Raw genomic sequence first — 22,950 nt, 5'->3', positions numbered from 1 at the left:
GTCCGCAACAAACGCGTCTCCTTAGAACGTCCGCGCCTTGGGCGCGATGGTCTTGAGAGAAATCCCGCCTTGGTCCTCGGTGGTGAGCGGATCAACGATCACCGGACGATAGGTAAGATCGACCTTGTTGCCTTCGACGCGGCTGACGGTGTGCACACGCCAGTTCTTGTCGTCACGTTCCGAGAAGTCCTCATGCGCATGGGCCCCGCGCGATTCCTTGCGCGCCTCTGCCCCGGTAATCGTGGCAAGCGCGTTCGGCATCAGGTTGGTGAGTTCGAGCGTTTCCATCAGGTCGCTGTTCCACACGAGCGAGGTATCCGTCACCTTCAGATCGTCAAGCTTGGCCGCGATCGCGGTCATCTTCTCGACGCCTTCCTTGAGGGTCTTGTCGGTGCGGAACACGGCAGCATCGGCTTGCATCGTCTTCTGCATCTCAAGGCGCAGCTCGGCGGTCGGCACATTGCCCTTGGCATTGCGCAGCCCGTCGAAACGGTCAAACGCCTTGTCGACCGACGCTTGGTTGAGAACCGGGTTCGGCGCCTCTGCATCGACAACCTTGCCGGCACGGATCGCAGCGGCGCGGCCAAAGACCACGAGGTCGATGAGCGAATTGGACCCGAGACGGTTCGCCCCGTGCACAGACGCACAGCCCGCTTCGCCGACGGCCATAAGGCCCGGCACAACGGCGGTCGGATCGTCTGCGGTCGGGTTGAGCACTTCGCCCCAATAGTTGGTCGGAATACCGCCCATGTTGTAGTGCACCGTCGGAATGACCGGGATCGGTTCCTTGGTGACATCCACGCCAGCGAAGATCTTCGCGCTTTCCGAAATCCCCGGCAGACGCTCTGCAAGCGCTTCGGCAGGCAGGTGGCTGAGGTTCAGGTGGATGTGATCGCCATCGGCGCCCACACCACGACCTTCGCGAATTTCCATCGTCATCGAGCGCGAAACATAGTCCCGCGGCGCGAGGTCTTTGTAGGTCGGCGCATAACGTTCCATGAAACGCTCGCCTTCGGAGTTGGTCAGATATCCGCCCTCACCGCGCGCGCCTTCCGTGATGAGACAGCCCGAACCGTAGATGCCGGTCGGGTGGAACTGCACGAACTCCATATCCTGAAGCGCAAGGCCCGCACGGGCCACCATGCCGCCACCGTCACCGGTGCAGGTATGGGCCGACGTGGCCGAGAAATAGGCACGGCCATACCCGCCGGTCGCCAGAACAACCATCTTGGCGTTGAAGATGTGCATGGTGCCATCATCAAGCTTCCAGCAAACCACACCCTGACACTGACCATCGTCGCTCATGATGAGGTCGATGGCGAAATATTCGACGTAGAACTCAGCGTTGTTCTTGAGGGACTGCCCATAGAGCGTGTGCAGGATCGCGTGTCCGGTCCGGTCGGCCGCAGCACAGGTACGCTGTACCGGCGGGCCTTCACCATACTCGGTGGTGTGACCGCCAAAGGGGCGCTGATAGATCTTGCCTTCCTCGGTGCGCGAGAACGGCACGCCATAGTGCTCGAGCTCATACACCGCCTTGGGCGCTTCACGGGCGAGGTATTCCATCGCGTCCGTATCGCCAAGCCAGTCCGACCCCTTCACGGTGTCGTACATGTGCCACTGCCAGCTATCCGGCCCCATGTTGCCAAGCGAGGCGGCGATCCCGCCTTGAGCGGCCACAGTGTGCGAACGGGTCGGGAAGACCTTGGTCACGCAAGCGGTGCGCAGGCCCTGTTCGGCCATACCGAGCGTGGCCCGCAGACCAGCGCCACCGGCGCCAACCACGACCACGTCATATTCATGTGTTTCGTATTCGTAAGCAGCCATCTGTCGAAGCTCCGAGTCTTAAAGGGCGATGCGCGCCAGCGCGAAGAGGCCAACGCCCGCGATGCCATATGCGATGCAGGTGAACGCGATGATGAGGAACTTCTTCTGAAGCCCGCGGGAGTAATCCTCGATCACCACTTGGATGCCATGGCGGAAATGCACCATGGCAACGAGGATCGTCAGAGCCGCGACAATCGCCGGGAAGGGGCGCTGGTAATAGGCCAGAACCTCTTCATAGGACGAGCCGAGCACACAGCCAAAGGTGATGACGAAAAGCGGGATGAGCACGGCAAGGCCCACGGCGCTGATCGTCTGGCCCCAGAAATGCTCGGTGCCGTGACGCGAAGAGCCGCGATATTCGGCGCGTTTGCGGTCGGTAAGAAATGCCATTGTCCGATCCCTCCTCAGAGAACCAGCGCGCCGAGAACGGCAAGGATGACGGACCCGAAGATCACCATCCAGCCAAGACGCTCGGCCTGTTTGAGTTCAAAACCCCGGCCCGTGTCCCAATACAGGTGACGCAGCCCCGACAGGAAGTGATAGCAGACCGCCCAGAGCGCGGCGAACATCACAAGATCGCCGAACCACGAGGTCATGAGCCCGTTGACGAAGGCGAAATATTCCGGCCCCGATGCGGCGGCCAGGAACCACCAAACAACAAGAACCGCCGCGCCCAGCAGGGCCACGCCGGTAATACGGGCAAAAATCGACGATACCGAGGTGAGCTGTGGGCGGTAGATCGACAAGTGCGGCGAAAGCGGGCGATTGCCCCTGTTCACATCAGCCATACTGAATCCTCTCAGTTTTCCTTGCGTTCTTACTAACGCTTTTTTGCCCTATGTCACTGTAGTGACAGCGCAAACACATCGTTTTTTTGATCTGAGAGGGCGAAAAATGGGAAAAGAACGGGATATGTGATCACGTTTTTCTTAGCCGTGATCACACATTCAAATCCGACTAAAATAATTGGATTTGCGACGAGTCGCGAAACGGCAGCGCAGGAAGACCCGCGCCGCCGCGCTTTGTCAGAGCGGCATCAACGCCCAATAGTCCAGATCGAGGAGCACATCCGGCAGGTATTTCCCGTCCTCGCCTTTGAGCGCGAAAGGCGCCCCGCCCTTGGTCGCCACGAGACGCAGACGGATTGCGCCGACGCCCGGCACATTGGTCTCTGCCTTGTCGAGAACTTCCGACCACGCCTTGACCGTCAGGCCCGAAAACGCCGGGTTGGCATGCGCGCCACCATTAAGACCGACGATCATCTGCGCATTGGCAAGACCATTGAACGAGAGCGCACGCGCGAGGCTGATGATATGACCGCCATAGATGAGCCGTTGGCCATCGGGGCGGAAGGTCGCGTCGAAATGCACCTTGGCCGTATTCTGCCAAAGCCGCGTCGCCATCATGTGCTCGGCTTCCTCAAGTGTCACACCATCCACATGGTCAATCGTCTCGCCGATCTCATAGTCGCCCCAGCGATGCGCCTCGCCCGCCAGCGTGAAATCATAGTTGGAGAAATCGAGGCCCTCGGGGATCACGAGATCCTCTGCCGCGATCACCTTGGCAAGCTCCGGCACAACCGTTTCCGGCGCCGGTGCATCCACATCACGTTTGCGCACCATGACCCAGCGCACATATTCCATCACGACCTCGTCGTTCTGGTTCATGCCGCGCGTGCGTACATAGACGACGCCGGTCTTACCATTCGAGTTCTGCTTGAGCCCGATCACTTCCGAGGTCGAGCGCAGCGTATCACCTTCGTAGACCGGCTTGAGCCAGCGCCCTTCCGCATAGCCAAGGTTCGCCACCGCGTTGAGCGACACATCCGGGACCGTCTTGCCAAAGACCACGTGAAACGCCGCAAGATCGTCGATCGGCGCTTTCGGCAGGCCGCTCGCCCGCGCGAATTCATCCGACGAATAGAGCGCGTGACGCGCCGGGTAGAGCGCATGATAAAGCGCCCGCTCGCCGCCCGAGACGGTGCGCGGCACCGCGTGCTCGATCACCTGCCCCAGCGTGTAGTCTTCGAAAAACCGGCCCGGATTGGTCTTGGCCATTAGTGCTCTCCTAGTTTTGTCTCGGGCGTGTAGGTTCCTTCGACCTCCTTCACCACTGCCTGACCGCAACGCATAATGCCCTTGGCGGCATCGAACGCATAGGTCGGCGAGCCGTGAAGCTCCCAGCCCTTGTTGAGGGCCTCCGTCACCTTGTGACAAAAGGCCGATGTGTCGTCTTCGCTTAGAAATCTGTAGAGTTTCATGGCGTTAGCTCGGATATGGCCAGGGGCCGACCCAGAAATGCACATAGCCGATCACCACCATGAGGATGAGAGAGCCGACAAGGAACATCCCGTCCTTGGCATAGGTGCCCTTCGGCCCCGGGGTCCAGTTCGGCTCGGTCCGGTTGATGACGATGACCTCGGCCACGGCCCAGGCCAGTAGCCCGCCAAAGAGGATCACGGAGGCCACGTCGCCATTCACCAACAGGTGCGCAAAGGCCCAGGCCTTGAACCCTGTAAGCATCGGATGCCGCATTCCCGCAAGGATACGCCCGCGCTTTGGCGCCGGGCTCATCATGAAGATGGCGATCAACACGAGGAAGTTGTTCACATGCACCGCCCAACCGGGCTTACCCCAAAGGTCGATGATCTCGGCACGCTGATAGCCGATCACCATGAGAACCACCGCCGCGACCAGCGCCAGTGCCACAAGCCCCTTGCCGCCATTGCCAAGCTTGGCCCGCGCCTCCGGCATGAGCCGCTTGAAGAAATGCGCCCCGGCCCAAAGCAGAACGCCTAGTATAAGAAGTGCCATATCCGTCTCCCTGTTTTCGCGTTGGGAGAAACTTAGCCCTCAAGCGCGGCGATTGCATCTGCCTTGGCAAGAATTTCCTTCGCCGTCGCCACGTGCAGGTTCTCGACAATCTTCCCGTCCACGACGGCAACGCCCTGCCCGGCGGCCTCGACCTCCTCAAACGCCGCGATCTGACGGCGGGCAAGGTCGATTTCGTCCTCGGTCGGAGCAAAGGCTGCGTTGGCAACGTCAACCTGCGCCGGGTGGATGAGTGTCTTACCGTCCATCCCCATATCGCGGCCCTGATCGCATTCCGCCTTGAGGCCCTCGGCATCCTTGAACGCATTATAAACGCCATCCACGATCACGATCCCCTCGGCCTTCGCGGCAAGGAGGCACATCGAAAGCGAGGTCAGCATCGGAAGACGATCCGGACGGAACCGGCACTGAAGCTCTTTGGCAAGGTCATTGGTGCCCATCACAAAGCCCGTCAGCTGCGGATGCGCCGCGATCTCGACCGCGTTGAGCATACCCCGCGGGGTTTCCATCATGGCCCAGATCGGCTTGTCCCCAACCAGAGCGGCAAGCGCATCAACCTGTGCCGCGCTCTCGACCTTCGGCAACAGGACTGCATCGCAATCCATCTCGGCTGCGGCCTTGGCATCCGCCTCGCCCCATTGGGTATCAAGCCCGTTGATCCGCACGATCCGCATACGCGAGCCATAGCCCCCCGCCGCAAGCGCCGCCTTGAGCGTCTCGCGGGCATTGTCCTTTTCATCGACCGACACCGCATCCTCGAGGTCAAAGATGATCGCATCGACCGGCAGGGTCTTGGCTTTCTCCAAGGCCCGCTCTTTCGAGCCGGGGATGTACAAAACCGAACGATAGGGGCGTGCGCGCTGATCCATGAGTCTCTCCGTAATTTTGTTGCGCGGAATGGGCCATTATTTCCCGAAAACTTCAAGCCTGAATTTGCCGCAGTGCAGAAGAAACCCCGCGTCTCGACGAGAACAAACCGGGTCCGCCCGCCCGTTTAACGCTGTTTTCGCGGCTTTTGCTGAACCTCGGGCCATAAAAAACCGAAAGGGCAGCCTCATGAAAAACAAGTCGTCTAAACTCCTCGCCGCCACGATGGGCCTCGGCCTCCTCGTCCTCGCCGCCGCGCAGGTCAAGGCACAGACCCAGAACTGCGCCCCGCGCGACGTGGTGCTTGAAAAGCTGGCCGAGGACTTCTCCGAGACCCGCCGCGCCATCGGCCTTGGCGCCGAGAATGTCGTGGTCGAGATCTTCGCCGCCACAAGCGGAAGCTGGTCAATCATCGTCACCTTCCCCAACGGCGCAACCTGCCTCGTCGCCTCCGGCGAAGCCTTTGAGATGATCGTAGAGCCGCTCCCCGCGAAGGGCGACAAGGTCTAGATGACCGCATCCCAGATCAGCCTCGCCCCGGTGAGGCTGAGCAGCACATAGGTCAGGCCAAAGAACACGCGCTCTGAGACCATGTCATGCGCCCTGACCCCAAGCCACGCCCCAATAAGCGCGAAAGGTGCGAGCCACAGATCGAGCCAGAGCGTCTCGAGCGTGAACACCCCAAGCACAGCATATGGCACCGCCTTGGCGATATTGATGATCCAGAAAATGAGCACCGTCGTCGCCTGATAGGCCGTCTTTCCAACACCGCGCGACAAAAGATAGACGGCGACGGGCGGCCCACCCGCATGGCTGATGAAACTCGTGAACCCCGCCGCGACTCCGGCCAGCGCCCCCGCCCAGACCGGCAACGCCTTGTGCCGCGCCTCGCCCGGCCAAAGGCGCCAAATCACAAAGCCGAGCGCCACCGCTCCGATCAGAAAGCGCAGCACATCCTCATTCGCCACCGCCATGAGCGCCACGCCAAGCGCCACACCAGGCAACCCGCCCGCAATCAGCACCTTCGCATCGGGCCAGCTCCACCTCTTCCAATAGGGTCGTAGCGTGGCGAGATCGATCAACATCAAGAGCGGCAGCATCAACCCCAACGCCTCTGTTGGCGGCAGCACGAGCGCCAGAATCGCCGCGCTGGCAAAGGCCGCACCCGAGCCGAAACCGCCCTTGGATACGCCCGCAAAAACCACTGCAGGCGCGGCAATCGCAAAAAAGCCAAGATCGAAATTCACCCTACAGACCCCTCGAAAGTCCCGTATCTGCGCGACCTTACGGGGCTTTGCCTGCTCTGCCCAGAGCCTGCTTCCCGCTGCGCTGCGGCGCAAAAACCTTGCGTTGCGGGTGTTTAAGGCCTAAGCCACCGGCGATATTTCAACCGGACCGGAGAAAATTCCATGGCCAGACCCAAGATTGCCCTTATCGGCGCAGGCAACATCGGCGGCACCCTCGCCCACCTCGCAGCCCTCAAAGAACTTGGCGACGTTGTTCTTTTTGATATCGCTGACGGCCTGCCCCAGGGCAAGGCACTGGACATCGCAGAATCCGGCCCCGTCGAGAAAATCGACGCCGCCATGTCCGGCACCAGCGACTATGCTGACATCGCTGGCGCAGACGTCTGCATCGTGACCGCAGGTGTGGCCCGCAAACCCGGCATGAGCCGTGACGATCTTCTTGGCATCAACCTGAAAGTGATGAAATCGGTTGGTGAAGGCATCGCCGCCCACGCACCGGACGCATTCGTCATCTGCATCACCAACCCGCTCGACGCGATGGTTTGGGCTCTGCAGAAGTTCTCGGGCCTGCCCGCGCACAAGGTCTGCGGTATGGCTGGCGTTCTTGACTCCGCGCGCTTCCGTCACTTCCTCGCAGAAGAATTCAACGTTTCGATGCGCGACGTAACCGCGTTCGTTCTGGGTGGCCACGGCGATACCATGGTGCCGTCGGTGCGTTACTCGACCGTTGCAGGCATCCCGCTCCCCGACCTCGTCAAGATGGGCTGGACCACGCAAGAGAAACTGGACGCCATGGTTCAGCGTACCCGTGACGGTGGCGCCGAAATCGTCGGCCTGCTGAAAACCGGCTCGGCATTCTATGCACCGGCTGCCTCGGCGATCGAAATGGCCGAAGCCTACCTCAAAGACCAGAAACGCGTTCTGCCCTGTGCCGCCTATTGCGATGGCGACCTTGGCGTGAAGGACATGTATGTCGGCGTCCCGACCGTGATCGGCGCAGGCGGCATCGAGCGTATCGTCAACATCAAGCTCAACAAGGAAGAGCAAGAGATGTTCGACACCTCGGTCAACGCTGTCAAAGGCCTCGTGGACGCCTGCAAAGGCATCGACAGCTCGCTCGCATAAACCGCGACCGACCAAGCCCTTACGAGAAAGCCCGGCCCCTTTGGCCGGGCTTTTTCCTTGCCCCTGCGTCACCGTCGGCCACGGCGCACAAGCCGCGACAGGCCAGGTTGACGCCGTTCTAGGCGCAAAGCATTGATTCCCTCGAATGTAACGCCAACTTCCGATTTGTGATCACTATATTTTTACCTGTGATCACAAATGGCGGAAAAATCCCCTGAATCGAAGAAAACGCTTAGAAACCTAGGCGGCCTGTGCCACAACGCGCGACAAATCGCAGCAAGATGGGACAGTTCCATGAACATCCACGAATATCAGGCGAAAGCTCTGCTTCGCTCCTATGGCGCCCCTGTTTCCGAGGGCCGTGTCGTTCTCAAGGCAGAAGACGCTAAGACCGCAGCAGGCGCACTCGACGGTCCGCTCTGGGTCGTCAAAGCGCAGATCCACGCAGGTGGTCGCGGCAAAGGCTCTTTCGTTGAGGCCGACGCGGGCGAAAAAGGCGGTGTCCGCCTCGCCAAGTCGGTGGAAGAAGCCGCCGAAGAAGCCAAGAAGATGCTGGGCCGCACCCTTGTGACCCACCAGACCGGCCCGGCGGGCAAACAGGTCAACCGCATCTACATCGAAGACGGCTCCGACATCGAACGCGAACTTTACCTCGCCTTCCTCGTCGACCGCGTGACCTCGCGCGTCTCCATCGTGGCCTCGACCGAAGGCGGCATGGACATCGAAGAAGTTGCCGCCTCGACCCCGGAGAAGATCCTCTCCTTCTCGATCGACCCGGCCACCGGCTACATGCCGTTCCACGGCCGCCGCGTCGCCTTTGCCCTCGGCCTGACCGGCGGGCAGGTCAAGCAATGCGTCCAACTCCTCGACAAGCTCTACCGCGCCTTCGTCGAGAAGGACATGGAGATGCTCGAGATCAACCCGCTGATCGTTATGCCTGATGGCAACCTCAAACTGCTCGACGCCAAGCTCGGCTTCGACGGCAACGCGGTCTACCGTCACCCGGACGTCTCCGAACTGCGCGACACGACCGAGGAAGATCCCAAGGAACTCGAAGCCTCCAAGTACGACCTGAACTACATCGCGCTCGACGGTGAGATCGGCTGCATGGTGAACGGCGCGGGCCTTGCCATGGCGACCATGGACATCATCAAACTCTACGGCGCAGAGCCTGCCAACTTCCTCGACGTGGGCGGCGGCGCGACCAAAGAGAAAGTCACCGAAGCGTTCAAGATCATCACCTCGGACCCGAACGTCAAAGGCATCCTCGTGAACATCTTCGGCGGCATCATGCGCTGCGACATCATCGCCGAGGGCGTCATCGCCGCGGTGAAAGAAGTCGGCCTGCAGGTTCCGCTCGTTGTCCGCCTCGAAGGCACCAACGTTGAGAAAGGCAAAGAGATCATCTCGACCTCCGGCCTCAACGTCATCGCCGCCGACAACCTCAGCGACGGCGCCGAGAAGATCGTGAAGGCGGTCAAGGGCTGATGCGGCGCGCAACCGCCTTTCTCGGAGCGATCGCCTGTGCTGCCCTCGCTGGCTGCATGGGGCCGTCCAATGGTACGCTCGAGAACCCACGCACGACCGACAAAGACGGTCGCGCCGTGGTGTCCGCAGCAACGGCCTCGCAGGCATTCCTGGACGCTTGCTATAAAACGTCCGGGTCGCGCAACGGGGTCAAAGCCTATGCCAAACGGAACGGTTACGAGATCACGAGCGATGACGACCTGTTCTTCACCGCACGTGCCCCGTCCCGCTCCATAAGCGTCATGCGGCTTGATACCGGTATCTGCGCGGTCATGTTCGACGCGGGCATCCCGAATGCCAACGCTGGTGCGCAAGCGGCCCAGATCTTGCTTCCCAAGGTCAAGGCCAAGAGCATCGGCGGCAAGAAAGGCGGCGGCCAGATCAGCCTCAAGACGGCCAAGGGCAGCGTCATTGTCGGGAACAACGCCCGCCTGAAAGCTGACGGTGCTTCCATCACCCTCTACAAGCCCTAGGCCCTCGAAATCAAATCATGGGCGCATAGCGGCGTCCGACACATTGTTAAGGAGAACGCCAAAATGGCAATCCTCGTAGACGAAAACACCAAAGTCATCTGTCAGGGCTTCACCGGCTCGCAAGGCACCTTCCACTCTGAGCAGGCGATTGCCTATGGCACCAAGATGGTCGGCGGCGTCACCCCCGGCAAAGGCGGCACGACCCACCTTGACCTGCCTGTCTTCAACTCCGTGCACGAAGCCAAGCACGTGACCGAGGCCAACGCCTCCGTGATCTACGTGCCGCCGCCCTTCGCGGCCGACTCGATCCTCGAGGCCATCGACGCCGAGATGGAACTGATCGTCTGCATCACCGAGGGCATCCCGGTCCTCGACATGATGAAGGTCAAGCGCGCCCTCGAAGACAGCACCTCCAAGCTGATCGGCCCGAACTGCCCCGGTGTCATCACGCCGGACGCCTGCAAGATCGGCATCATGCCCGGCCACATCCACAAGCGTGGCTCGGTCGGCGTTGTGTCGCGCTCGGGCACGCTCACCTATGAAGCCGTGAAGCAGACCGCCGACATCGGCCTAGGCCAGTCGACCGCCGTCGGCATCGGTGGCGACCCGATCAAGGGCACCGAACACATCGACGTGCTCGACATGTTCCTCGACGACGACGAAACCAAGTCGATCATCATGATCGGTGAGATCGGTGGCTCCGCAGAAGAAGAAGCCGCCGAATTCCTCAAGGAACAGAAGAAAAAAGGCCGCTGGAAACCGACCGCTGGCTTCATCGCAGGCCGCACGGCGCCTCCGGGCCGCCGCATGGGCCACGCAGGCGCCATCGTCGCCGGCGGCAAAGGCGGTGCCGAAGACAAGATCGAAGCCATGAAGTCGGCTGGTATCGTCGTCGCTGATAGCCCCGCTGGCCTCGGCGAAGCGATGCTCAAAGCGATCGAGATCGGCTAAGCATGACGATCCGTCCGGCATATGCATCTACGGCAGCGCCTGTCCCTCATGGGGCGGGTGCTGTCCGGCTATGCCGTCGGGCGGAGGAGGTCTAATGGCACCTACGAAATCAATAGCAAACGGCTTCCGGAAAGCACTGTCCTTTTCCGGACGAGACAGCCGGGCCGAATACTGGTGGTTTTCCGGCTTTACTACCCTGACCCTGTTTGGAACTGCCATACTGGTGGACAGCCTCCCCCCCGGCACGCAGACCGTCGCCTACAAACTCTGGCTTCTCGGCTTGGTGGTTTTTACTGTCTTGTATCTGTCCTCAACCTTCCGACGCCTGCATGACACGGGGCGGAGTGGGTTTCAGGCATTTGAGCCGCTCCTTGTGTTTGCAATCTACGGTGCGGTTTTTGTCATCACTGCAATGGGTTTTCTCAATTCCGAAGACTCTGACGCAGCAGGATGGCTGATCGGCATCCTGGCTCTGAATGCTCTCTTGTCGCTCGCTTTCCTTATCACCATGGCACGGCTGGTGTTCCGCTTGACCCGTCCCTCCGAGCCAGGCCCCAATAAATACGGTCCCAACCCTAATGAGGTGTCATCATGACCGACCAAAGCCCAAACGACATCTTCCATGCCTCCTCCTTCATGCAGGGGCATAACGCGGAATATCTCGAACAGATGTATGCCCGCTATGCCAACGACCCGAACGCGGTGGACGAGGCGTGGCGCGACTTCTTCCGCCAGCTTGGGGATGACGACATGTCGGTCAAACGCGAGGCCGCCGGTCCGTCCTGGCAGCGCGCCGACTGGCCGCCGCAGCCCGCCGATGAAATGACCTCCGCCCTGACCGGCGAATGGCCCGAACCCGTCGAGGCCAAAGCCGCAGGCGACAAGATCAAATCCAAGGCCGCCGAGAAGGGCGTCGAGGTGACCGATGACGCGATTCAGCGCGCCGTGCTGGACTCGATCCGCGCCCTCATGCTCATCCGCGCCTACCGCATTCGCGGCCACCTGATTGCCGACATCGACCCGCTCGGCATGCGCGACCAGACCCCGCACCCCGAACTTGATCCCAAGTCCTACGGCTTTACCGACGCCGACATGGACCGCCCGATCTTTATCGACAAGGTGCTCGGCCTCGAGATCGCCACCATGCGCCAGATCGTTGAGATCGTGAAGCGGACCTATTGCGGCACCTTCGCGCTCCAGTACATGCATATCTCCGATCCCGAACAGGCTGGCTGGCTCAAAGAGCGGATCGAGGGCTATGACAAGGAAATCACCTTCACCCGCGAGGGCCGCAAGGCGATCCTGAACAAGCTTGTCGAGGCCGAGGGCTTCGAGAAATTCCTGCACGTGAAATACATGGGCACCAAGCGTTTCGGCCTTGATGGCGGCGAGGCGTTGATCCCGGCGATGGAACAGGTGGTCAAGCGCGGCGGCAACCTCGGACTCGAGGAAATCGTGATCGGCATGCCGCACCGTGGTCGCCTTTCGGTGCTCGCCAACGTGATGCAGAAACCCTACCGCGCGATCTTCAACGAATTCCAGGGCGGTAGCTTCAAGCCCGAGGACGTGGACGGCTCGGGCGACGTGAAATACCACCTCGGGGCCTCCTCTGACCGCGAATTCGACGGCAACAAGGTGCACCTGTCGCTGACCGCCAACCCCTCGCACCTCGAGGCGGTGAACCCGGTCGTGCTCGGCAAGGTCCGCGCCAAACAGGATCAGCTCGGTGATGCCGAACGCCGCAAGGTGATGTCCATCCTCCTGCACGGCGACGCGGCTTTTGCCGGTCAGGGCGTCGTGGCCGAATGTTTCGCCCTTTCGGGCCTGCGCGGCCACCGCACCGGTGGCACCATGCATATCGTGGTCAACAACCAGATCGGCTTTACCACCGCACCGCACTTCTCGCGCTCCTCGCCCTACCCGACGGATAACGCGCTCGTCGTCGAAGCCCCGATCTTCCACGTCAATGGCGACGATCCCGAGGCCGTGGTGCACGCCGCCAAGGTCGCGACCGAGTTCCGCCAGAAATTCGGCAAGGACGTGGTCATCGACATGTTCTGCTACCGCCGCTTCGGTCACAACGAGGGCGACGAGCCCATGTTCACCAACCCGGTGATGTACAAGCGGATCAAGAAGCACAAGACGACCCTGACGCTCTACACCGAGCGCCTCGTTCAAGACGGCCTCATCCCCGAGGGCGAGATCGAGGACATGAAGGCCGCCTTCCAAGCCAAGCTCAACGACGAGTTCGAGTCGGGCAAAGAGTTCAAGCCGAACAAAGCCGATTGGCTCGACGGTCGCTGGGCGCATCTTGACCGCGAAGACGGCGATTATCAGCGTGGCCAGACCTGGATTTCCGAAGAGACGCTCAAGGATGTTGGCACCGCTCTGACAACGGCGCCCGAGGGCTTCCCGCTGCACAAAACCGTGGGTCGCCTTCTTGAAGCCAAGAAAGAGATGCTCAAGACCGGCAAGGGCTTTGACTGGGCCACCGCCGAGTCCCTGGCCTTTGGCTCGCTCTTGACCGAGGGCTACCCCGTGCGCCTCGCCGGGCAGGATGCCACCCGAGGCACCTTCTCGCAGCGCCACTCCGGCCTCATCAACCAGGACACCGAAGAGCGTTACTACCCGCTCAACAACATCCGCAAAGGCCAGTCGCAATACGAAGTGATCGACTCCGCCCTTTCGGAATACGCGGTGCTTGGCTTTGAATATGGCTACTCGCTGGCCGAACCGAACGCCCTGACCCTCTGGGAAGCCCAGTTCGGCGACTTCGCCAACGGCGCACAGATCATGTTCGACCAGTTCATCTCGTCGGGCGAAGCCAAATGGCTGCGTATGTCGGGCCTCGTCACCCTCCTGCCGCACGGCTTCGAAGGTCAGGGACCGGAACACTCTTCCGCCCGCCTCGAACGCTTCCTGCAAATGTGCGGTGGCGACAACTGGATCGTGGCCAACTGTTCGACGCCTGCGAACTACTTCCACATCCTGCGTCGCCAGATTCACCGCTCGTTCCGCAAGCCGCTGATCCTGATGACGCCGAAATCGCTCCTGCGTCACAAGCTCTGCATCTCCGAGGCCGAGGACTTTATCGAAGGCTCCTCCTTCCACCGCGTCCTCTGGGACGATGCGCAGAAGGGCAACTCCGATACCAAACTCAAGGCCGACAAGGACATCAAGCGCGTCGTCATGTGCTCGGGCAAGGTCTACTTCGATCTCCTCGAAGAACGCGATGCCCGCGGCATCGACGACATCTACATCCTGCGGATCGAGCAATTCTACCCGTTCCCGGCCCACTCCCTCATTCAGGAGCTCGACCGCTTCAAAGGGGCCGAGATGGTCTGGTGTCAGGAAGAGCCGAAGAACCAGGGCGCCTGGACCTTCATCGAGCCGAATATCGAATGGGCCCTGACCCGCATCAAGGCCAAGCACACCCGCCCGGTTTATGCCGGTCGCCCGGCCTCGGCCTCGCCCGCAACGGGCCTCGCAAGCCAACACAAAGCACAACAAGCAGCGCTGGTGGATGCCGCGCTGAGCATGGAAGGAAACTAACCCATGACCGAAGTTCGCGTCCCTACCCTCGGTGAATCCGTGACCGAGGCCACCGTCGCCACATGGTTCAAGCAACCCGGTGACGCCGTTGCCGCCGACGAAATGCTCTGCGAGCTGGAAACCGACAAGGTGACCGTCGAAGTGCCCGCCCCCGCCGCTGGCGTCATGGGCGAGATCGTGGCCGCCGAAGGCGAAACCGTCGGTGTCGATGCCCTGCTCGCCGTCATCAACGCAGGTGACGGTGCCGCAGCAGCCCCCGCGCCCAAGGCCGAAGCGGCCCCCGCCGCAGCCCCGGCAGAGTCCGGCGGTGATAGCGTCGATGTGATGGTGCCCTCGCTTGGTGAATCTGTGTCCGAGGCCACCGTCTCGACTTGGTTCAAGGCTGTCGGCGATAGCGTCGCCCAAGACGAAATGCTCTGCGAACTGGAAACCGACAAGGTCTCCGTCGAGGTGCCTGCACCCGCCGCTGGCGTTCTGGCCGAAATCGTAGCCGCCGAAGGCACCACCGTGGACGCAAGCGCGAAACTCGCGGTGATCTCGTCCTCCGGCGCCGTCGCGGCGCCTGCCGCGGCCCCGGCGGCCGCTGCCCCGGCCGCATCGACCGGCAAGGACGTTGAGAACGCGCCCTCGGCAAACAAACTGATGGCCGAGAAGGGCATCGACCCGGCAACCGTCCAAGGCTCGGGCCGCGACGGTCGCGTGATGAAAGAAGATGTGCTCAAGGCCGCCATCGCGCCCGCCGCCGCACCGGCCCCGGCTGCTGCGCCGCGTGCACCGGTCGCCGCCGACGATGCCGCACGCGAGGAACGGGTGAAGATGACCCGCCTGCGTCAGACCATCGCGCGCCGCCTCAAGGACGCCCAGAACACCGCCGCGATCCTCACCACCTATAACGAGGTGGACATGACCGAGGCGATGGCGCTCCGGAAGCAGTACAAGGACGAGTTCGAGAAAAAGCACGGCGTGCGTCTCGGCTTCATGTCCTTCTTCACCAAGGCCTGCTGCCACGCCCTCAAAGAGGTGCCCGAGGTCAACGCCGAGATCGACGGCACCGACATCGTCTACAAGAACTATGTCCACATGGGCATCGCTGCGGGTACGCCCCAAGGCCTCGTCGTGCCGGTCATCCGTGACGCCGACAAGATGTCCTTTGCCGAGATCGAGAAAGCCATCGGCGAGAAAGGCCGCCGCGCCCGCGACGGCAAGCTCTCCATGGCCGAAATGCAGGGTGGCACCTTCACCATCTCCAACGGTGGTGTCTACGGCTCGCTGATGTCCTCGCCGATCCTCAACCCGCCGCAGTCGGGTATCCTCGGCATGCACAAGATCCAAGACCGCCCGATGGTCATCAACGGTGAGATCAAAATCCGCCCGATGATGTATCTCGCGCTCTCCTACGATCACCGCATCGTCGACGGCAAAGGCGCCGTGACCTTCCTCGTTCGCGTCAAGGAAGCGCTCGAAGACCCGCGCCGCCTGCTGATGGATCTGTAATCGGTGGATCAAATCCCCACCCTGCGCCAAACCCGTAGGGTGGGTTTTCAACCCACCAAATGCAAAGACCGGCCCCCGCCTCTCCGGGCGGGCGTCACCCACCCCACCCGGTGACCCAATGACCCCCGAACTCACCGCCCTTACCCTCGCCGCGATCCTCCAGATCGGCCAGATCGTCCTCATGGCGGTCCCTGCCAATCTCGAGCTTGGCACGGGCAAGACGCTCTCACCCCGCGATCCGGACCGGCTCAAGAAGCCGCTGATGGAGCAGGTCTCGCGCCGCACCGCGCGGCTGCACCGGGCGATGAACAATCATTTCGAGGGGCTGATCCTGTTTTCCATCGCCGTGCTGGTGGTCACGCTGGCCGAGAAATCGACTCCGTTCACCGCCGCCTGCGCCTATACCTACCTTGTCGCCCGCGTCCTCTATGTCCCGGCCTATGCCTTCGGCTGGGTGCCGTGGCGCTCGCTATTCTGGGCCGTGGGGCTTCTGGCGACGCTCCTTCTTCTCGTGGCGGCACTCCTGTGACACACTGAAACCGCACCGACGCAATACCGACGCGATACAGACCCCTGTTTTCGCCCCGCACCAAAGGACAAGACCCATGGCAACGCATATCCTCTGGCAAGCCGATGTCGCCGATTTCGACGCCTGGCTCAACGTGTTCAAGGCCGATGCCCGCTCCCGCAAGGCCGTTGGCATTGTCGATCTCAATGTCTGGCGCGACCCGGATCAGCCGAACCACGCCGTTGCCCTTTTCGCCGTAGCCGATCTCGACAAGGCGCGCGCTTTCTTTGACTCCGAAGAACTCGCCATGCACCTTGAACGCGATGGCGTCACCCATGTGAGCCTCAAGATGCTGACCCCGGCCTGACCCGGCAACCGACGGAAAAGAAAAGAGAAACGCGTATGACACTCGAACTCGCCGCCTTGGCCGCAACCGCCCTGATCCACCTTGTTGCCGTGATGTGGTCGCAGAAATCGCTCGAGTCCGATATCGGCCGCAAGGCCAATGTCGGCACCCGTGAAGGCATCGAAGACCGCTGCTCCGAGACCACGGGCCGCCTGCGTCGCGCGCTCTCGAACCATACCGAGAATATCGGCCCCTTCATCATCGCTGTCGTGCTGGTCTCCCTGACCGAGAGCAACTCGCTCTTCACCGCCGCCTGCGCCTGGATCTTCGTCGCCGCCCGCGCCCTCTATCTCCCGGCCTACGCCAACGCCTGGGTGCCCGGCCGCTCTTATCTCTATCTCATTGGACTCGCTGCCACTTTTGCAATGATCATCGCGAGTTTCTTCTGAATTACACGCCACGCGTCTCCCCGCGTTTTCAAGAAAGGACCATCCCCATGTCCCAATATGACGTCATCATCATCGGCGCCGGCCCCGGCGGCTACGTCTCTGCCATCCGCTGTGCTCAGCTCGGCCTCAAGACCGCCGTGGTCGAAGCCCGCGACACCCTCGGCGGCACCTGCCTGAACGTCGGCTGTATCCCTTCCAAAGCCCTCCTGCACGCGACCCATAGCCTGCACGAAGCCCAGCACAATTTTGCCGACATGGGCCTCAAGGGAAAAGCGCCCTCGGTCGACTGGAAACAGATGAAGGAATACAAATCGAACGTCGTCGGTCAGAACACAGGCGGCATCGAATTCCTCTTTAAAAAGAACAAGATCGACTGGCTCAAAGGCTATGGCACCATCGAGGCCGCGGGCAAGGTCAAGGTCGGAGATACGACCTATGAGACCAAGAACATCGTGATCGCCTCCGGCTCTGTGCCCTCCGCGCTTCCGGGCGTCGAAGTCGAGAACGACAAGGGGATCGTCGTCGATTCCACCGGCGCGCTCGACCTGCCGAAAGTGCCCAAGAAAATGGTCGTGATCGGCGCAGGCGTCATCGGGCTCGAGCTTGGCTCCGTCTATGCCCGCCTCGGCTCTGAGGTGACGGTCGTGGAATACATGGATGCCGTCTGCCCCGGAATGGACGCAGACGTCCAGCGCAGCTTCAAGCGCATCCTCGAGAAGCAAGGCCTCTCCTTCATCATGGGCGCCGCCGTGCAAGGCGTCGAGGCCACCAAGACCAAGGCCAAGGTCAAGTATCAGCCCAAGGCCGGCGGCGATGAAGAGGTGCTCGACGCCGATGTCGTTCTCGTCGCCACGGGCCGCAAACCCTTTGTCGAAGGCCTCGGCCTCGACACGGTTGGCGTCAAGCTGACCGAACGCGGCCAGATCGCCACAGACGCCCATTGGGCGACCAACGTGCCCGGCATCTACGCCATCGGCGATGTCATCGAAGGCCCGATGCTCGCCCACAAAGCCGAGGACGAAGGCATGGCCGTCGCCGAGGTCATCGCGGGCAAGCATGGTCATGTGAACTACGGCGTGATCCCCGGCGTGGTCTACACGACCCCCGAAGTGGCCACCGTCGGCGCAACCGAGGCAGACCTCAAGAAAGAGGGCCGCAAGGTCAAAACCGGCAAGTTCATGTTCATGGGCAACGCCCGCGCCAAAGCCGTGCATCAGGCCGAGGGCGGCTTCGTCAAGATCATCACCGACGCCGAAACCGACCGCGTGCTTGGCGCTGCGATCATCGGCCCGGCCGCGGGCGACATGATCCACGAGATCTGCGTCGCGATGGAATTCGGCGCCTCGGCGCAGGACATCGCCCTGACCTGCCACGCCCACCCGACCTATTCCGAAGCCGTGCGCGAGGCCGCGCTGGCCTGCGGTGATGGCCCGATCCATAGCTGATCCCCGGTCTTCAGAAATCAGAAACGGCGGGCCTCTCGGTCCGCCGTTCTTCTTTCAAGCCCAAGAATTTTCTAGGAAACTCTACCGCCGAAAAAGTCTTCCAAAAGACTATTTCGGCGCTACCACATCGACTTCGCCGCCCGCTCGGCCCAGCCCTCATCATAGGCCGCGCCACCCTCTTCTCCGTCCGAGGCTTCGGCAAGCAGCGCGCCCACCGTGGGCAGGTCCGCGCTTTGGTCGCCGCTCTCCCATAGCTGCGCCCGCATCGGCGCACGGGCACATTGGCTGTAGATCTCGCCGATGCGGATCACGATGACAGAACGCGGATGCTTGCCTTTGATCTCGAAGCTCTCGCAAAGCGCGGTGTCTGTCGTGACCTTCGCCCGCCCGTTCACGCGCACAACGGTGTTTGACCCCGGCACCATGAAAAGAAGCGAAATGCGCCCATCGGCAACGATATTGCGCAGCGTGTCCATACGGTTGTTGCCGCGCCAATCTGGTAGGGCAAGCGTCTGATCATCCAGCGCCCGCACCACAGGACCGTCATCGCCCCGCGGGCTGCCATCCGTGCCGTCCGGCCCGACGGTCGAGACGATGCAAAAGCGCGAAGACAGGATCCATTCGCGATAGAGCGGCGTCAGGCGATGCACCACCTTGCGGAGCGATGCCGCCCCCGGCGTGCCATAGAGCGCCTCAAGCGTTGCGATGTCCTCAACGTATGGCATCTGCGTCAAACCCCGCTTCGCGCATAAGCGCATTGGACCGGTCTTCGACCACTGTCTCGAGATGCTGCATGAAAGGCTCCTGGCCACGGCCCGGCGCGATCGGGTCGAGGAAATCAACCACGGCCAACCCCGGCGTGCGCAGCATGGTGCCCTTGGGCCAGAACAGCCCCGCGTTGGTCGCCACAGGCACCGCCGCCTGCCCCGTTTCCTTGTAGAGGACGTAGGGACCAACCTTGTAGGGTCGATACTGCCCCGCCGGAACCCGCGTGCCCTGCGGATAGATCACGAGCTGTCCCGGCGCCACGCGCCCGCTGTCCACATCCTCAAGCATGGCCTTGATCGCCGCGCCCCGCTTGCCGCGCCGCACCGGCACACAGCCGAGCCGCCATGCGTAAAGGCCGATGATCGGCGTGAACATCAGCTCGTATTTCATGATGAAGCGCGGCTGAGGCACCGCGTTGAAGATCATCAGGATATCTAGGAACGACTGATGCTTTGCCGCGACAAGCACGGCATCTGTAGGCACCGTGCCGCGCACTTCGCTGCGGATACCCACCATCCAGCGCGCGGTCCAGATCGCCCAGCGTGCATAGCTCTTGCAGGCCATCATCGCGCCCTTTGGCGAGAAGATCGCCCAAGGCAGAAACACGATCCCCATCACGAGCATCATCACTGCATTCTGCACCACATAAAGAATGGACAAAGCCCAGCGTATTGCGATCATCAAGCCAACTCCCTCAAGACCCGCCGCGCGGCCTGCCCGGTCGCGAGATAGGCCACCGCCCCTGCCAGTGGCGGGATCAGCAGCGGCCAGAACCATCCCGCCCCCCGGAACCCAAGCCCCGTTAGAAAACCACCCTCCGCCGAGGCCGCAGGCAGAAGCATCACCGCCCCCATACCGATCAACGTCCCGGCCGCAGCCCCGCCAAGGGCGCGTAGCGTGAACCGGCGCACGAAGGCCTGCGCGATATAGCCATCCCGCGCCCCGACAAGACGCAAGACTGCAATCACCTGCGCGTTGGCCGCAAGCGCCGCTTGCGCCGCCAGCGTGATCATCGCCGCCGTGGTCGCCGCGATAAGCACCACCGACAACAAGCCCAACATCCGAAGCCGCCCCGCCGCCTGTTCCAGCGGCTTGCGCCAACGCGTGTGATCATCAAGCACCGCCCCCGGCACCTCCGCCTGAAGCCGCAGGCGCAGCCCGGCGGCGTCATAGCCCTCGTCACTCTCTAGGATCTCGATCAGTTGCGGAATCGGCAAGCTATCGACAGGCAGGTCCGGCCCGAACCACGGCGCGAGCAAAAGCCGCTGTTCCTCTTCCGATAGGGCACGCGCCGAGGCGATACCCGGCGTGGTCTCGAGCACCCGAAGCGCCGCCGTCGTCTGTTGCGCCATCTGCTCCTCGGGCGCGGAAATCCTCAGTGTCGAACTGCGCGCCAGCTCGTCGCCCCAGCGCGCCGCAAGCCGCCCCGACGCCAGTGACAAGGCCAATGCAAAGACCGCAAGAAACGCCATCGCCGCCGCGGCAAAGGCCGTGAGCCGCGCAGTGATCCCGGACGGCGGCACGACCCGGTCGCGCTGTACGTCGCCCGCCACGAAGGCGATGATCTTGGTCACCGCGCTCACAGATCCGCCCCCGCGAGTTGAAGTTTACGCCCCGCGATCCGAAGAACCCGCGCCTGCACCTTGGACTTGGCGGCGCGGATCAGGTTGAGGTCATGGGTGGCGATCATGATCGTCTTGCCCATGCGGTTGAGTTCGATCAACAACTGCAAAAGCCGCTGCGACATTTCCCAATCGACATTGCCCGTCGGTTCGTCTGCAAGAACCACATCCGGCGACATGATGACCGCACGGGCCAGCGCCGCGCGCTGCCGTTCCCCGCCTGACAATTCCGGCGGCAAGGCGCTTGCCCGATTGCCAAGCCCGACCCAATGCATGAGCTCCTTGAGGTTCGACACGTTCTCAAGTTCGTCGCGCCCCGACACCATGAGCGGCAGCGCCACATTATCGGCAACCGGCAGGTGATCGAGAAACTGACAATCCTGGTGCACGACCCCGACACGCCGCCGCGCCAGCGCGTGATCGTCACGATCCATCTCGCGCACGTCCTGATCAAAAATCCGCACCTGTCCCGCCGTTGGGACAAGCGCGCCATAGCATAGCTTAAGGAAGGTGGTCTTGCCTGAACCGGACGGGCCGGTCAGAAAATGGAACGAGCCCGGCGACAGCTTGAGAGAGATATCGCTCAGCAATTCTCCCCCGCCATAGCTATAGGCGATATTCTCCAACTCGATCAAATTCCGTCCCTCGCTTCTTTCAACCTGTTGTGCCGCAGCATCGCCATAGTTGCAATCTTTCGCGACGCGGCTTTGCCCTTTCGCTGCGCGGCGTTCCGCCATATGCTGCAGGGAATGTTGGTTGGGGACACCAGAGAGACAAGATGCGGCTGAGTTGCCCGAATTGCGGCGCACAATATGAGGTGCCTGTCGAGGTCATTCCCGAAAACGGGCGGGATGTACAATGTTCGAACTGCGGACACACGTGGTTTCAGGTCCATCCTGACCATGATGCCGAGATGTCCGCCGATCTTGGTGCGTTGGCCCCGGACGAAGGCTGGACCCCCGACTCGCTGACCGGGCCTGCGACAGACGACGCAGCACAAGATCCCGAAGACGGCATCGACGAAACCGAGGTCCAGCCGCCCGAAATGGCCTTCGACGACAGTGCCGAAGACGACATCACAAGCGCCGTGCATAATGTGGTCGGAGGGCAAGGCGACGCCTTTGCGCCTCCTACCGACGAGTCCGCGCCGGACGATCTGTCCGAGGACGCAGAACCGGTGCTGGAAGACCGGCTCGAACCTGCGCCCCGCGAACGCTACGCGCCGCCCGCTGGCGAGGGTGACGAAGACGGGCGATTCCCGGTTTCACCATCGCCGCGCCCGCGTCGCCAGATCGATCCCGAAGTGGTCGACGTGCTGCGCGAAGAAGCCGCGCACGAAGCCCGCCTACGCGCCAACGACACGGAAAGCGCCCTCGAAACGCAGCCCGATCTCGGCCTGGATTCCGCTGCGGCCACCCCCAAGTCAGACCCGCGCGCCGACGAGGCCCGCGCCCGCATGCGCCGGATGCGTGGCCAGCCGGACGTGGACGAGAACGACGAGGCCGACTCCGACACCGAAAGCGATCAACACGGCACGCGCCGCGATCTGCTGCCGGATATCGACGAAATCAACTCGACCCTGCGCTCGACCGACGAGCCGAGCCGCGTAGACAACCCGGTCGTCGCCATGAACACGCGCCGCCGCCGCCGTGTCGGTTTCCGCCTTGGGTTTGGCTTTACCATGTTGTTCGCGTCATTCGTTCTGTTGGCCTATGTCTACAATAACGAAATCATCGCAGCATGGCCCGCGGGCGAGCCTTTTGTGACAGCGTTCGTCGACAAGATGAACACGGTCCGCCTTTGGCTCGACGCGCAGATGACCGATGCCATGCTCTGGCTGGATGACAAGGCGGCCGCTGCCGGCGGCAATCTTGGCGACGATATCAGCCAGTAATCCCTCCTGCCCCGCGCATTGTGA

General features: G+C 62.1%; 25 protein-coding genes. 13 read left to right on the top strand and 12 right to left on the bottom strand.

Translation table 11 applies throughout. The features are described 5' to 3' along the window. Nucleotides 1-21: 21 nt before the first annotated feature. The 7 genes from sdhA to R1W01_RS09565 all read right to left on the bottom strand — a co-directional run bounded on the left by sdhA (nt 22) and on the right by R1W01_RS09565 (nt 5,527). Complete coding sequence (gene sdhA, locus R1W01_RS09595) at nt 22-1,827, bottom strand: succinate dehydrogenase flavoprotein subunit (RefSeq protein WP_243612664.1); 1,806 nt, start codon at nt 1,825-1,827, stop codon at nt 22-24. 18 nt (nt 1,828-1,845) lie between these two features. Next, nucleotides 1,846-2,217: a succinate dehydrogenase, hydrophobic membrane anchor protein gene (gene sdhD, locus R1W01_RS09590; protein ID WP_243612665.1), complete on the bottom strand. Its 372-nt coding sequence runs from the start codon at nt 2,215-2,217 to the stop codon at nt 1,846-1,848. 14 nt (nt 2,218-2,231) lie between these two features. Continuing rightward, complete coding sequence (gene sdhC / locus R1W01_RS09585; protein WP_243612666.1) at nt 2,232-2,615, bottom strand: succinate dehydrogenase, cytochrome b556 subunit; 384 nt, start codon at nt 2,613-2,615, stop codon at nt 2,232-2,234. 237 nt (nt 2,616-2,852) lie between these two features. Further along, nucleotides 2,853-3,884, bottom strand: coding sequence for a MaoC family dehydratase (locus R1W01_RS09580; protein WP_243612667.1), 1,032 nt, complete (start codon nt 3,882-3,884; stop codon nt 2,853-2,855). Beyond that, complete coding sequence (locus R1W01_RS09575; RefSeq protein ID WP_243612668.1) at nt 3,884-4,087, bottom strand: DUF1737 domain-containing protein; 204 nt, start codon at nt 4,085-4,087, stop codon at nt 3,884-3,886. Before R1W01_RS09575 ends, R1W01_RS09580 begins: the two co-directional genes overlap by 1 nt. Nucleotides 4,088-4,091: 4 nt before the next feature. Next, nucleotides 4,092-4,640 (bottom strand): NnrU family protein, encoded by a 549-nt coding sequence (locus R1W01_RS09570; protein WP_243612669.1) that lies wholly within the window; start codon nt 4,638-4,640, stop codon nt 4,092-4,094. Between the two features lie 32 nt (nt 4,641-4,672). Beyond that, complete coding sequence (locus R1W01_RS09565; protein WP_297758508.1) at nt 4,673-5,527, bottom strand: HpcH/HpaI aldolase/citrate lyase family protein; 855 nt, start codon at nt 5,525-5,527, stop codon at nt 4,673-4,675. 187 nt (nt 5,528-5,714) lie between these two features. On the opposite strand from R1W01_RS09565, the gene R1W01_RS09560 reads away from it, so the two are divergent. Continuing rightward, the gene (locus R1W01_RS09560) at nt 5,715-6,035 is read left to right on the top strand and encodes a hypothetical protein (protein WP_243612671.1); all 321 of its coding nucleotides are present in this window, start codon (nt 5,715-5,717) and stop codon (nt 6,033-6,035) included. On the opposite strand, the gene R1W01_RS09555 is transcribed toward R1W01_RS09560, so the two are convergent. Continuing rightward, nucleotides 6,032-6,772, bottom strand: coding sequence for a sulfite exporter TauE/SafE family protein (locus tag R1W01_RS09555; RefSeq protein WP_297758504.1), 741 nt, complete (start codon nt 6,770-6,772; stop codon nt 6,032-6,034). The two genes, R1W01_RS09560 and R1W01_RS09555, sit on opposite strands and share 4 nt — an antisense overlap. 162 nt (nt 6,773-6,934) lie before the next feature. Between R1W01_RS09555 and mdh the strand changes: the two genes are divergently transcribed. The 11 genes from mdh to lpdA all read left to right on the top strand — a co-directional run bounded on the left by mdh (nt 6,935) and on the right by lpdA (nt 18,642). Further along, nucleotides 6,935-7,897, top strand: coding sequence for a malate dehydrogenase (gene mdh / locus R1W01_RS09550; protein ID WP_243612673.1), 963 nt, complete (start codon nt 6,935-6,937; stop codon nt 7,895-7,897). A gap of 294 nt (nt 7,898-8,191) precedes the next feature. Beyond that, nucleotides 8,192-9,385, top strand: a complete 1,194-nt coding sequence (sucC, locus tag R1W01_RS09545; protein WP_243612674.1) for an ADP-forming succinate--CoA ligase subunit beta — start codon at nt 8,192-8,194, stop codon at nt 9,383-9,385. Next, nucleotides 9,385-9,897, top strand: a complete 513-nt coding sequence (locus R1W01_RS09540; protein ID WP_243612675.1) for a hypothetical protein — start codon at nt 9,385-9,387, stop codon at nt 9,895-9,897. The genes sucC and R1W01_RS09540 overlap by 1 nt, the downstream gene beginning before the upstream one ends. Before the next feature lie 63 nt (nt 9,898-9,960). Next, nucleotides 9,961-10,848 carry a succinate--CoA ligase subunit alpha gene (sucD, locus tag R1W01_RS09535; protein WP_243612676.1) on the top strand — a complete coding sequence of 296 codons (888 nt, stop codon included), beginning with the start codon at nt 9,961-9,963 and terminating at the stop codon, nt 10,846-10,848. 94 nt (nt 10,849-10,942) lie between these two features. Continuing rightward, complete coding sequence (locus R1W01_RS09530) at nt 10,943-11,443, top strand: DUF805 domain-containing protein (protein ID WP_297758500.1); 501 nt, start codon at nt 10,943-10,945, stop codon at nt 11,441-11,443. After that, nucleotides 11,440-14,400 carry a 2-oxoglutarate dehydrogenase E1 component gene (locus tag R1W01_RS09525; RefSeq protein ID WP_297758497.1) on the top strand — a complete coding sequence of 987 codons (2,961 nt, stop codon included), beginning with the start codon at nt 11,440-11,442 and terminating at the stop codon, nt 14,398-14,400. Before R1W01_RS09530 ends, R1W01_RS09525 begins: the two co-directional genes overlap by 4 nt. 3 nt (nt 14,401-14,403) lie before the next feature. Beyond that, on the top strand, nt 14,404-15,894 hold the full coding sequence (gene odhB / locus R1W01_RS09520) for a 2-oxoglutarate dehydrogenase complex dihydrolipoyllysine-residue succinyltransferase (RefSeq protein ID WP_243612679.1): 1,491 nt from the start codon (nt 14,404-14,406) through the stop codon (nt 15,892-15,894). A 118-nt stretch (nt 15,895-16,012) separates the two neighbouring features. Next, a complete protein-coding gene (locus R1W01_RS09515; RefSeq protein WP_243612681.1) occupies nt 16,013-16,423 on the top strand; it encodes an MAPEG family protein in 411 nt (136 codons plus the stop codon). A 76-nt stretch (nt 16,424-16,499) separates the two neighbouring features. Beyond that, nucleotides 16,500-16,769: a hypothetical protein gene (locus R1W01_RS09510; protein ID WP_243612682.1), complete on the top strand. Its 270-nt coding sequence runs from the start codon at nt 16,500-16,502 to the stop codon at nt 16,767-16,769. Nucleotides 16,770-16,804: 35 nt separating this feature from the next. Further along, nucleotides 16,805-17,197: an MAPEG family protein gene (locus R1W01_RS09505; RefSeq protein WP_243612683.1), complete on the top strand. Its 393-nt coding sequence runs from the start codon at nt 16,805-16,807 to the stop codon at nt 17,195-17,197. 47 nt (nt 17,198-17,244) lie between these two features. After that, complete coding sequence (lpdA, locus tag R1W01_RS09500) at nt 17,245-18,642, top strand: dihydrolipoyl dehydrogenase (protein WP_317275210.1); 1,398 nt, start codon at nt 17,245-17,247, stop codon at nt 18,640-18,642. A 119-nt stretch (nt 18,643-18,761) separates the two neighbouring features. Here the strand turns inward: lpdA and R1W01_RS09495 are convergent, their stop codons facing one another. From R1W01_RS09495 to R1W01_RS09480, 4 genes are read right to left on the bottom strand one after another with little or no spacing between them, the layout of a single operon-like run. Further along, nucleotides 18,762-19,367 (bottom strand): pyridoxamine 5'-phosphate oxidase family protein, encoded by a 606-nt coding sequence (locus tag R1W01_RS09495; RefSeq protein ID WP_297758489.1) that lies wholly within the window; start codon nt 19,365-19,367, stop codon nt 18,762-18,764. Continuing rightward, nucleotides 19,354-20,094: a lysophospholipid acyltransferase family protein gene (locus tag R1W01_RS09490; protein ID WP_243612686.1), complete on the bottom strand. Its 741-nt coding sequence runs from the start codon at nt 20,092-20,094 to the stop codon at nt 19,354-19,356. The genes R1W01_RS09495 and R1W01_RS09490 overlap by 14 nt, the downstream gene beginning before the upstream one ends. Then, the gene (locus R1W01_RS09485) at nt 20,091-20,993 is read right to left on the bottom strand and encodes a cell division protein FtsX (RefSeq protein WP_411028155.1); all 903 of its coding nucleotides are present in this window, start codon (nt 20,991-20,993) and stop codon (nt 20,091-20,093) included. The genes R1W01_RS09490 and R1W01_RS09485 overlap by 4 nt, the downstream gene beginning before the upstream one ends. Beyond that, a complete protein-coding gene (locus tag R1W01_RS09480) occupies nt 20,990-21,667 on the bottom strand; it encodes a cell division ATP-binding protein FtsE (RefSeq protein ID WP_243614485.1) in 678 nt (225 codons plus the stop codon). The genes R1W01_RS09485 and R1W01_RS09480 overlap by 4 nt, the downstream gene beginning before the upstream one ends. A 143-nt stretch (nt 21,668-21,810) precedes the next feature. Here R1W01_RS09480 and R1W01_RS09475 point away from each other — a divergent pair, with 143 nt between their 5' ends. Beyond that, on the top strand, nt 21,811-22,926 hold the full coding sequence (locus R1W01_RS09475) for a zinc-ribbon domain-containing protein (RefSeq protein WP_297758485.1): 1,116 nt from the start codon (nt 21,811-21,813) through the stop codon (nt 22,924-22,926). The last annotated feature ends 24 nt before the right edge of the window (nt 22,927-22,950 follow it).

The organism is Shimia sp. FJ5, assembly GCF_032918335.1.
Taxonomy (GTDB): Bacteria; Pseudomonadota; Alphaproteobacteria; order Rhodobacterales; family Rhodobacteraceae; genus Shimia; species Shimia aestuarii_A.
Note: the sequence above shows the minus strand (reverse complement) of the source record. Positions and strands in the feature narration are given on the sequence as shown.

What these genes read in the sequence shown, in the direction of transcription:
- R1W01_RS09580 (WP_243612667.1), bottom strand. Translation starts at nt 3,884, where the DNA reads ATGGCCAAGACCAATCCGGGCCGGTTTTTCGAAGACTACACGCTGGGG.
- mdh (WP_243612673.1), top strand. Translation starts at nt 6,935, where the DNA reads ATGGCCAGACCCAAGATTGCCCTTATCGGCGCAGGCAACATCGGCGGC.
- odhB (WP_243612679.1), top strand. Translation starts at nt 14,404, where the DNA reads ATGACCGAAGTTCGCGTCCCTACCCTCGGTGAATCCGTGACCGAGGCC.
- R1W01_RS09575 (WP_243612668.1), bottom strand. Translation starts at nt 4,087, where the DNA reads ATGAAACTCTACAGATTTCTAAGCGAAGACGACACATCGGCCTTTTGT.
- sdhD (WP_243612665.1), bottom strand. Translation starts at nt 2,217, where the DNA reads ATGGCATTTCTTACCGACCGCAAACGCGCCGAATATCGCGGCTCTTCG.
- R1W01_RS09495 (WP_297758489.1), bottom strand. Translation starts at nt 19,367, where the DNA reads ATGCCATACGTTGAGGACATCGCAACGCTTGAGGCGCTCTATGGCACG.
- sucD (WP_243612676.1), top strand. Translation starts at nt 9,961, where the DNA reads ATGGCAATCCTCGTAGACGAAAACACCAAAGTCATCTGTCAGGGCTTC.
- R1W01_RS09565 (WP_297758508.1), bottom strand. Translation starts at nt 5,527, where the DNA reads ATGGATCAGCGCGCACGCCCCTATCGTTCGGTTTTGTACATCCCCGGC.
- R1W01_RS09510 (WP_243612682.1), top strand. Translation starts at nt 16,500, where the DNA reads ATGGCAACGCATATCCTCTGGCAAGCCGATGTCGCCGATTTCGACGCC.
- sucC (WP_243612674.1), top strand. Translation starts at nt 8,192, where the DNA reads ATGAACATCCACGAATATCAGGCGAAAGCTCTGCTTCGCTCCTATGGC.
- sdhA (WP_243612664.1), bottom strand. Translation starts at nt 1,827, where the DNA reads ATGGCTGCTTACGAATACGAAACACATGAATATGACGTGGTCGTGGTT.
- R1W01_RS09530 (WP_297758500.1), top strand. Translation starts at nt 10,943, where the DNA reads ATGGCACCTACGAAATCAATAGCAAACGGCTTCCGGAAAGCACTGTCC.
- R1W01_RS09515 (WP_243612681.1), top strand. Translation starts at nt 16,013, where the DNA reads ATGACCCCCGAACTCACCGCCCTTACCCTCGCCGCGATCCTCCAGATC.
- lpdA (WP_317275210.1), top strand. Translation starts at nt 17,245, where the DNA reads ATGTCCCAATATGACGTCATCATCATCGGCGCCGGCCCCGGCGGCTAC.
- R1W01_RS09505 (WP_243612683.1), top strand. Translation starts at nt 16,805, where the DNA reads ATGACACTCGAACTCGCCGCCTTGGCCGCAACCGCCCTGATCCACCTT.
- R1W01_RS09475 (WP_297758485.1), top strand. Translation starts at nt 21,811, where the DNA reads ATGCGGCTGAGTTGCCCGAATTGCGGCGCACAATATGAGGTGCCTGTC.
- sdhC (WP_243612666.1), bottom strand. Translation starts at nt 2,615, where the DNA reads ATGGCTGATGTGAACAGGGGCAATCGCCCGCTTTCGCCGCACTTGTCG.
- R1W01_RS09570 (WP_243612669.1), bottom strand. Translation starts at nt 4,640, where the DNA reads ATGGCACTTCTTATACTAGGCGTTCTGCTTTGGGCCGGGGCGCATTTC.
- R1W01_RS09560 (WP_243612671.1), top strand. Translation starts at nt 5,715, where the DNA reads ATGAAAAACAAGTCGTCTAAACTCCTCGCCGCCACGATGGGCCTCGGC.
- R1W01_RS09540 (WP_243612675.1), top strand. Translation starts at nt 9,385, where the DNA reads ATGCGGCGCGCAACCGCCTTTCTCGGAGCGATCGCCTGTGCTGCCCTC.
- R1W01_RS09525 (WP_297758497.1), top strand. Translation starts at nt 11,440, where the DNA reads ATGACCGACCAAAGCCCAAACGACATCTTCCATGCCTCCTCCTTCATG.